Origin of the sequence: Burkholderia sp. HAN2018 (genome assembly GCF_024704855.1) — a bacterium.
Taxonomy (GTDB): Bacteria; Pseudomonadota; Gammaproteobacteria; order Burkholderiales; family Burkholderiaceae; genus Burkholderia; species Burkholderia cepacia.
The window spans coordinates 1-7477 of record NZ_QOBB01000295.1 but is presented as its reverse complement, the minus strand read 5'-3'; the positions used below and the strand labels follow the sequence as shown (position 1 = coordinate 7477).

Sequence of the window (7477 nt, the reverse complement as noted above, 5' to 3'; positions counted from 1 at the left end):
CCCGCGACACCGCCGAGCGCGCCGCCCAGTGCGTTGTTCGTGTCACCTGCCACGGCAGGCGCCGAGACCGCCACCATCGCGCCGACCATCGCTGCCATTCCGGCCCATTTCTTCAGCATCTGTCTACCCTCGCCACTTTTCGAGATATCGATGCGCGAATTTAGCACCTTTCCGGTAAACCTATCGTAATGAAGCGTTAAATCCGGCTTTCCATGGCGATCTCCCGCGTGAGCGGACATGCGTCGTCCGGGTGTCGCCGCCGGGATTGCAATCGGCGCGGCCGCCATCGACGGGCCGCGCAACAGCGCGTCGACACACCACGACCTGCACCGCATCGCGCAGAACGCCCGGCCTGCCTTCCTGCGTCCGCGATCCTGCATTACCATCGAGCGTCCGCCGCGCCTGCCCGCCTCCGGCAAGCGGGCCTCCAGCCACCTCCCCGTTCGCGCACCCATGCTCGCTCTCGTCATCCTCGCCGGCCTGTGGGCCGGACTGCAGAACACCCTCGCGGGCGGCGGCTCGTTCGTCACACTGCCCGCGCTGATCGTGTCGGGCATGTCGCCGCTCTCGGCGAACATCACGTCGACGGTCGCGCTGTTTCCCGCTCAGGTCACGACCGGCTGGGCGAGCCGCAACATGGTGCGCGGCGTCGGCAAGCTGTCGTTTCGCGCGATGTTCGCGATCAGCGTGGTCGGCGGCGCGCTCGGCGGGCTGCTGTTGCTGAAGACGCCTTCGTCGATCTTCTCGCGCCTCGTGCCGTGGCTCGTGCTGTTCGCGACGATCGTATTCGCGTGGGGCAGTTTCTTCCGCAAGCCGGGCGAAGGCACGGCCCACCTCGGCACCGTCCCGGCCGCGTTCTCGCAATTCATGATCGCGATCTACGGCGGCTACTTCGGCGGCGGGCTCGGCTTCCTGATGATGGCCGTGCTGACGATGGCCGGCCTGTCGCCGCGTCACGCGATGTCGACGAAGAACGCGCTCGCAGGCGTGATGAACGCATCGGCCGTCGTGCTGTTCCTGACGTCGCCGCACCTGCACTGGGGCAAGGCGCTTGCGCTCGGCGGCGGAGCGGTCGTCGGCGGGCTGCTCGGCACGTGGGCGCTGCATCGCGTGAACGAACGCGTGCTGCGGATCGGGATCGTCTGCATCGGCGCATTGCTGACCATCGGGTTGTTCGTCAAGCCGATCTGACCCACGCACACGCTTGTCGCCGCCACGGCAATTGATGAGCAAACCGCAAGACGTCTTTCTCATATCTCGTTTGCGGTGACGGCGGTGTCCGCCCACAATCCGGGTTGCCGTCGTCATCGCCCTCTCGCGGGCACCGACCGGTACTTCGCGGCCGCCATTCCGACTCACCGCCGGCGGCCCGGCACATCGCGTCACACACGCTCCCCCGACATCGGCGTCCCTGCGGCGGCAGAACGTTGCCGCCGCTGCCCGATGCGTTCCCGGCCAACAATAACTAGAGGTAGGAGATGCAGGACAATTCTTTGAGGCAAAGCCTCAAGCAACGGCACATCACGATGATCGCGCTTGGCGGCGTGATCGGCGCAGGCCTGTTCGTCGGCTCCGGCGCGATCATCGCGACCGCCGGCCCCGCGGCGATCCTGTCGTACCTGATCGGCGGCGTGATCGTCACGCTCGTCATGTTCATGCTCGGCGAAATGGCGTCCCGCAATCCCGACAGCGGCTCGTTCTCCACCTACGCGAGCAGCTATCTCGGCGAATGGGCCGGCTTCGCGGTCGGCTGGCTGTACTGGTTCAAGTCGATGATGACGATCACCGTCGAGGCGATCCTGCTCGGCGCGATCCTCAACGATTTCCTGCCGTGGCTGCCCGTGTGGGCCGGCGCACTGTTCATGCTCGTGACGCTGATCGCGAGCAACGCGTACTCGGTGCGCTCGTTCGGCGAAGCGGAATACTGGCTGTCGTTCGCGAAGGTCGCGACGATCGTCGTGTTCATGGCGCTCGGCGCATCGATCCTGCTCGGCTTCCAGCCGCGCATTCCGGCACCCGGGCTCGTGAACCTCACGGATCACGGCGGCTTCATGCCGAACGGCATTTCTCCCGTGCTTGCCGGCGTGATGGTCGTGATCTTCTCGCTCGGCGGCAGCGAAATCGCGGCCGTGGCGGCGGGCGAATCCGAGAACCCAAGTAAGAACGTGATCCGCGCGATCAAGAGCGTGATCGTGCGCGTGATGGTGTTCTACGTCGGCTCGGTGTCGATCCTGATCCTGTGCATGCCGTGGACGGACAAGGCCAACCTGAAATCGCCGTACGTGTCGCTGTTCGGGATGGCGGGCTTCACGGGCGCGGCCGTCGCGATGAAGATCGTGCTGTTCGTGTCGTTCATGTCGGTGATGAACTCGTTCCTGTTCTCGAACTCGCGCATGCTGTTCTCGCTCAGCCAGCGCGGTCACGCGCCCGCGATGTTCGGCCGTACCAACGCGAAAGGCGTGCCGATGAACGCGCTCGTGCTGTGCCTCGCGATCTGCGTGTCGATCCTCGGCGTTCACTTCGTGAGCGGCGGCGACCTGTTCCTGATGCTCGCGAAGAGCAGCGGCGCGTTCGTGATGATCGTGTGGATCTTCATCATCGTCGCGCACTTCGCGATGCGCCGGCAGACGAAGCACGAGCGACGCGACCCGGCGGCGTTCCGCGCGTGGTTCTATCCGGTGTCGAACTGGGTCGCGCTGCTGGCGCTCGTCGCCGTGCTCGGCTCGCAGGCATTCAACCCGGATTCGCGCTTCCAGTTCTGGTTCACGGTATCGACGGCGCTCGCGATCGTCGCGGCGTATTTCCTGCGCCGCAAGCCGGCCCAACTCGGCGAAACGGCCGGCGCGAAACTGCGCTGACCGTTGCCCTCGGCGGGCGGCGCGCTGGCCGGCGCCGCTCGGCCAGTCAGTTGCTCAACCGCCTGGCTTCTCGGCTTCTCGGCCGCTCGGCCGCTCAGTTTTTCAGCCGCTCGGCCGCGCAAGTGCCTGGCGGCTTAGCCGAACGGCCGCACGCCGATCAGCCAGCCGTGCAGGAACAGCACGAAGACGGCCCAGACGACGAGCCCGGCCACGATCGCCACGACGTCGCCCGACAGCCTGCCCGCCGGATAACGAACGCCTTCGCGGCGGTCACGCGCGCGCCACACGACGAAATCGACGAGCGACCAGACGAAGAAGGCGCCGAACAGCACGACGGCGTGCAGCGTGCCGTTCGCGAGCAGGTGCGCGATCGCCCAGACCGCCACGCCGGCCACCATCGGATGGCCGACGAGCGTCTTGATTCGGTTGCCGGGCACGTAGGAGGCGGCGATCAGCACGAATGCGATCGCGGTCAGCATGCCGGTGAGGTGGCGCACACCGACCGGCGAGACCCACAGCAGCGTCGCGCCCTGGCGCGCGATGCCGTAACCCCAGACGATCAGCACGAAGCCGACGATCGATGCGATCGCATAGGGGCCCTTCCAGCCTTTCTCGCCGATTCGCTCGATCGTCGCCGACCGCCAGCCGTCCGCGACGATCCGGATCGAGTGCACACCGAGGAAGATCGCTAAACCGAGAATCAGGACGAGCATCGGTTGTCTCCGTCTGGAATGATGAGTGGGGAAGCGTCCCGCGCGGCATACGATGCGCCGTTCGTTGGAGCCGGCGGCGAGGCCGGCGCGGGCCGCGCCAGTCACGGGTGCAACCCGCGCCGATCATAAACGCCGGGGCCGCCGTTGTGAAGCACGGGGGATGTGCGGTGCGGCAAGCCGCATGACTTTACGCACCTGCGCGGGTGCACCGCCTGGCACCCGTCATGCGTCGAGCGTCGCGCGAATCGCCCCGACACGTTCGAGATCGAAAGAAAGGAAAGCGAAATTCGCGAAGGTGTCGCTTCGCTCGACCGGCATCAGGTTTGCTTGCGCTTCGCCGGTGGTTTTGCTGCTGGTTTCGCTGCCGGTTTCGCAGTCGGTTTCGCTGCCGCCTTTGCCGCTGGCTTGGCCGCCGGTTTCGTTGCCCGCTTCACTGCCGGCTTTGCTGCAGACTTCTCCGCCGGCTTCGCTGTCGCTTTCGCCACCCGCTTCACCACCGGTTCCACTTCCGGCACCGGCTTCGCCGCCGCCCTCGTCTTTCGCTTCGGCGGCCCCGCCAGCAGCGCCGCGCGATACGCGCTGCGGCACCAGTCGAACAGCGCACCCGCATCCTCGAGCACGTCGGCCGGGGTTTCGTAGTAGCCCTCCAGCGCGACGGTACGCGTGGGCCTCGCATACGAGAACGGCCCCATCCCCGCCGCGACGAACGCCGGACGGTTCACGTCGTCGACACGCAGGAACAGCGACCCGCGCGACATGAAGCCGAACATCACGCCATCGAGCCGCATCGCCGCCCCGCTGAAGAACCGCGCGACCTCGACCTTGCCGAGCGGCGCGAGCTGATACGCGATCTCCTCGCCGTGCGCCTTCTCCGATTGCCAGCTCATGCACGCTCCGTGCAACGCTGCGTCCACGCGTCGAGCGCCGCGTCGTCGAAGCCGACCGCCGCCGCGCTCTCGCGGATCTGCCGCCACGTCGCGCGATCGACCGGAATGCCGCCGGCCCCGCGCGCCGCGCGGCTCGTCTCTTCCGGCTCGCCCGGCACCTGTACCGGCGCGTCACCGACCTGCGGCGACGCCTTGGCCCATGCGACGAACGCATCGGCTTCACGCTCCGCATCGGCCGCATCGAATGCCTTCGGGTCGATCAGCACCGACAGCATCCCGTTGACGATCGCGCTCGTCTTCTGCAGCGTGTCGCCGTAGGTCGTATGCCCGCCGACGAGCGCACCGCCGAAAATCTCGCACATCGCCGCCAGCGCGTACCCCTTGTGCAGCCCGAACGGCAGCAGCGCGCCGAACGGCTGCTCGTGCATCACGGCCGGATCGTCGGTCGGCTGGCCGCGATGGTCGATCAGCGACCCGGCCGGCACGCGCTTGCCCTGGTTGTGCGCGACGCGCGTCTTGCCGTACGCGATCGCGCTCGTCGCGAAATCGAGCAGCAGCGGCGGCCTGCCCGCACGCGGATACGCGGCGCAGAACGGGTTCGTGCCGAAGCGCGGATCGGTGCCGTGCAGCGGCGCGACCAGCAGGTCACCCGGCACGTTGACGAAATGGAACGACACGAGCCCCGCGCGCGCGCACTGCTCGGCCCAGTGCCCGATGCGGCCGAGATGATGCACGTCGCGCAGCCCGATCGCGCAGATGCCCATGCGCCGCGCACGCTCGATCCCTTCGACCATCGCCTCGAACGCGATCACCTGGCCGAAGCCGCGCCCGCCGTCGATCGTCAGCACCGCGCCGCCGTCGCGGACGATCGACGCGTGCCCGTTCAACTGCAACTGCCCTTCCCGCCACGACGCGACGTAGTTCGGGATCATCCCGATCCCGTGCGAATCGTGACCCGCGAGATTCGCGCCGACCAGGTGATCGGCGACGAGCCGTGCCTCCCGCTCGCTGCTGCCGGCCCGTTCCCAGAGTGCCGCGACGAATGCATGCAGCGGTTCGGCGCGCATGCGCAGCGGTTCGGTATCGGGCGTCGGCAAGGCGGTCATCGGCAAGGTTCCGTCAGGTCGGGGCGGGCAGTCGTGGCGCTCAGCGCGCGGTCGCGATCACGTCCGCGACCGCCGCCGTCAGCTTCTTCGCGTACGACACGTGCAGGAACTCGTTCGGGCCGTGCGCGTTCGACTTCGGCCCGAGCACGCCGCACACCATGAACTGGGCGGACGGGAAACCTTCCTGCAACACGTTCATCAGCGGGATCGTGCCGCCGAGGCCCATGTACGCGCAATCGGCGCCGAAGTGGCGACGCGACGCGGCATCGAGCGACGACGCGAGCCACGGCGCGAGATCCGGAGCGCTCCAGCCCGTCGCGGCGCCCGCGTCCGGCTTGAACGTGACCTTCGCGTTATACGGCGGGTCGAGTTCGAGCAGTTCTTTCAGTTGCTGCACGGCCTGCGCGGCGTCGACGAGCGGCGGCAGGCGCAGCGACAGCTTGAACGCGGTGCGCGGACGCAGCACGTTGCCCGCATCCGCGAGCGCCGGCATGCCGGCCGCGCCGGTCACCGACAGCGACGGGCGCCACGTCGAATTCAGCAGCGCCTCGCGCGGATCGGTCGTGGTCGGCAGCACCGGCTTGCCGTCCGCGCCGCAGGCCCACGGCAGCCCCTTCCACACGGCGTCGCCGAGGATGGCGGCGGCTGCGTCGGCTTCGCGCACGCGGCTGTCGGGAATCTCGCAATGGAACACGCCCGGCAGCAGGTTGCCGTTCTTCGCATCTTCCAGGCGCTCGAACAGCTGGCGCATCACGCGGAAGCTCGACGGCGCGATGCCGCCGAACACGCCCGAATGCACGCCTTCCTCGAGCACCTCGACCTGCAGGTCGCCGGACACCAGCCCGCGCAGCGACGTGGTGAGCCACATCTGGTCGTAGTTGCCGGCGCCCGAATCGAGGCACACGACGAGCGACACCTGGCCGAGCCGGTCGCGCAGCGCGTCGACGTACGGCAGCAGGTCGTAGCTGCCCGACTCCTCGCAGGTCTCGATCAGGCCGACGCAACGCGGCCGCTCGATGCCCTGCTCGTCGAGCGCGCCGAGCGCGGCGAGGCTCGCGTAGATCGCATAACCGTCGTCCGCGCCGCCGCGGCCGTACAGCTTGCCGTTCTCGTACTTCGGCGTCCACGGGCCGAGGTCCGCGCGCCAGCCGTCGAACTCGGGCTGCTTGTCGAGGTGGCCGTACAGCAGGATCGTGTCGGTGCTGCCCGAGCGCGTGGCGGGCGATTCGAAGAAGATCACCGGCGTGCGGCCCGGCAGGCGCACGATCTCGAGCTTCAGGCCTTTCACGGGCTGTCGCTCGGCCCACTGCGCGGCATCGGTGACGACGCGCTCGAGATAACCGCGCTTCGCCCAGTCGGGGTCGAATGCAGGGCTCTTCGCGGGGATCGCGATGTAGTCGGTCAGTGCATGGAGGATTTCATCGTTCCACTTGCGCTCGATGAAGGTAACGAGCTTGTCATGGTCGAGGACGGGGGTAGTGTCGACGGAGGTCATGGTGGGGGTGCCTGGATCGGGCTGACGAAAACCCAGATGATACGCCGATGCTCCCGCGCCGGCGCCCCCTTCCCGGTCGCTCAGCGCGCCTGCGGAAACGCGTCGCACAGCCCCGCCGCACATGCCAGCGCATCGCGCCACAGGCGCTGCGTCAGCTCGCCTGCATCCTCTTCACGCGCGAGCGCCGCGGCCTCGCCCGACCACAGCACCGAGAAGTCGTCGCGGCCCTGCCGCTCGAACGCGCCGCGCAGCGGATCGACCACGGCCGTCGCGAGCGGAAACGCCGGCGCGAGCGCGCTCATCGGCCCCTGTTCGCGCATGAAGCGCGTCAGCAGCCCGCGCGCGGGGCGGCCCGTGTACAGGTTGGTCAGGCGCGTGCCGTCGTCGCGCGCGGCGCGCACCGCCGCGCGATGCTGCG

7 protein-coding genes and 1 pseudogene are annotated in these 7477 nt (G+C 68.3%); 2 read left to right on the top strand and 6 right to left on the bottom strand.

Translation table 11 applies throughout. The annotated features are described in order from the left end of the window. Positions 1 to 386: pseudogene (locus tag DPV74_RS37165) on the bottom strand (hypothetical protein); the annotation flags it as partial. A gap of 67 nt (positions 387 to 453) precedes the next feature. Between DPV74_RS37165 and DPV74_RS37160 the strand changes: the two are divergent. After that, on the top strand, positions 454 to 1191 hold the full coding sequence (locus tag DPV74_RS37160) for a sulfite exporter TauE/SafE family protein (protein ID WP_027789570.1): 738 nt from the start codon (positions 454 to 456) through the stop codon (positions 1189 to 1191). Positions 1192 to 1478: 287 nt separating this feature from the next. Continuing rightward, the gene (locus DPV74_RS37155; protein ID WP_060086247.1) at positions 1479 to 2858 is read left to right on the top strand and encodes an amino acid permease; all 1380 of its coding nucleotides are present in this window, start codon (positions 1479 to 1481) and stop codon (positions 2856 to 2858) included. Between the two features lie 134 nt (positions 2859 to 2992). On the opposite strand, the gene DPV74_RS37150 is transcribed toward DPV74_RS37155, so the two are convergent. The 5 genes from DPV74_RS37150 to DPV74_RS37130 form a co-directional block, all read right to left on the bottom strand. After that, entirely contained in the window at positions 2993 to 3571 is a 579-nt protein-coding gene (locus DPV74_RS37150; RefSeq protein WP_059686762.1) for an NnrU family protein, read from the bottom strand. Positions 3572 to 3888: 317 nt separating this feature from the next. Beyond that, positions 3889 to 4458, bottom strand: a complete 570-nt coding sequence (locus DPV74_RS37145; RefSeq protein ID WP_119338993.1) for a TfoX/Sxy family protein — start codon at positions 4456 to 4458, stop codon at positions 3889 to 3891. Next, positions 4455 to 5564, bottom strand: a complete 1110-nt coding sequence (locus DPV74_RS37140; protein ID WP_119338992.1) for a malate/lactate/ureidoglycolate dehydrogenase — start codon at positions 5562 to 5564, stop codon at positions 4455 to 4457. Before DPV74_RS37140 ends, DPV74_RS37145 begins: the two co-directional genes overlap by 4 nt. A gap of 40 nt (positions 5565 to 5604) precedes the next feature. Further along, entirely contained in the window at positions 5605 to 7059 is a 1455-nt protein-coding gene (locus tag DPV74_RS37135) for a M20 family metallopeptidase (RefSeq protein WP_119338991.1), read from the bottom strand. Between the two features lie 80 nt (positions 7060 to 7139). Beyond that, a partial coding sequence (locus DPV74_RS37130; protein WP_205571975.1) for a nitronate monooxygenase occupies positions 7140 to 7477 on the bottom strand: 338 nt, incomplete at its 5' end.

Coding starts and splice junctions, on each gene's coding strand:
- DPV74_RS37150 (WP_059686762.1), bottom strand. CDS start 3,571: ATGCTCGTCCTGATTCTCGGTTTAGCGATCTTCCTCGGTGTGCACTCG.
- DPV74_RS37140 (WP_119338992.1), bottom strand. CDS start 5,564: ATGACCGCCTTGCCGACGCCCGATACCGAACCGCTGCGCATGCGCGCC.
- DPV74_RS37155 (WP_060086247.1), top strand. CDS start 1,479: ATGCAGGACAATTCTTTGAGGCAAAGCCTCAAGCAACGGCACATCACG.
- DPV74_RS37145 (WP_119338993.1), bottom strand. CDS start 4,458: ATGAGCTGGCAATCGGAGAAGGCGCACGGCGAGGAGATCGCGTATCAG.
- DPV74_RS37160 (WP_027789570.1), top strand. CDS start 454: ATGCTCGCTCTCGTCATCCTCGCCGGCCTGTGGGCCGGACTGCAGAAC.
- DPV74_RS37135 (WP_119338991.1), bottom strand. CDS start 7,059: ATGACCTCCGTCGACACTACCCCCGTCCTCGACCATGACAAGCTCGTT.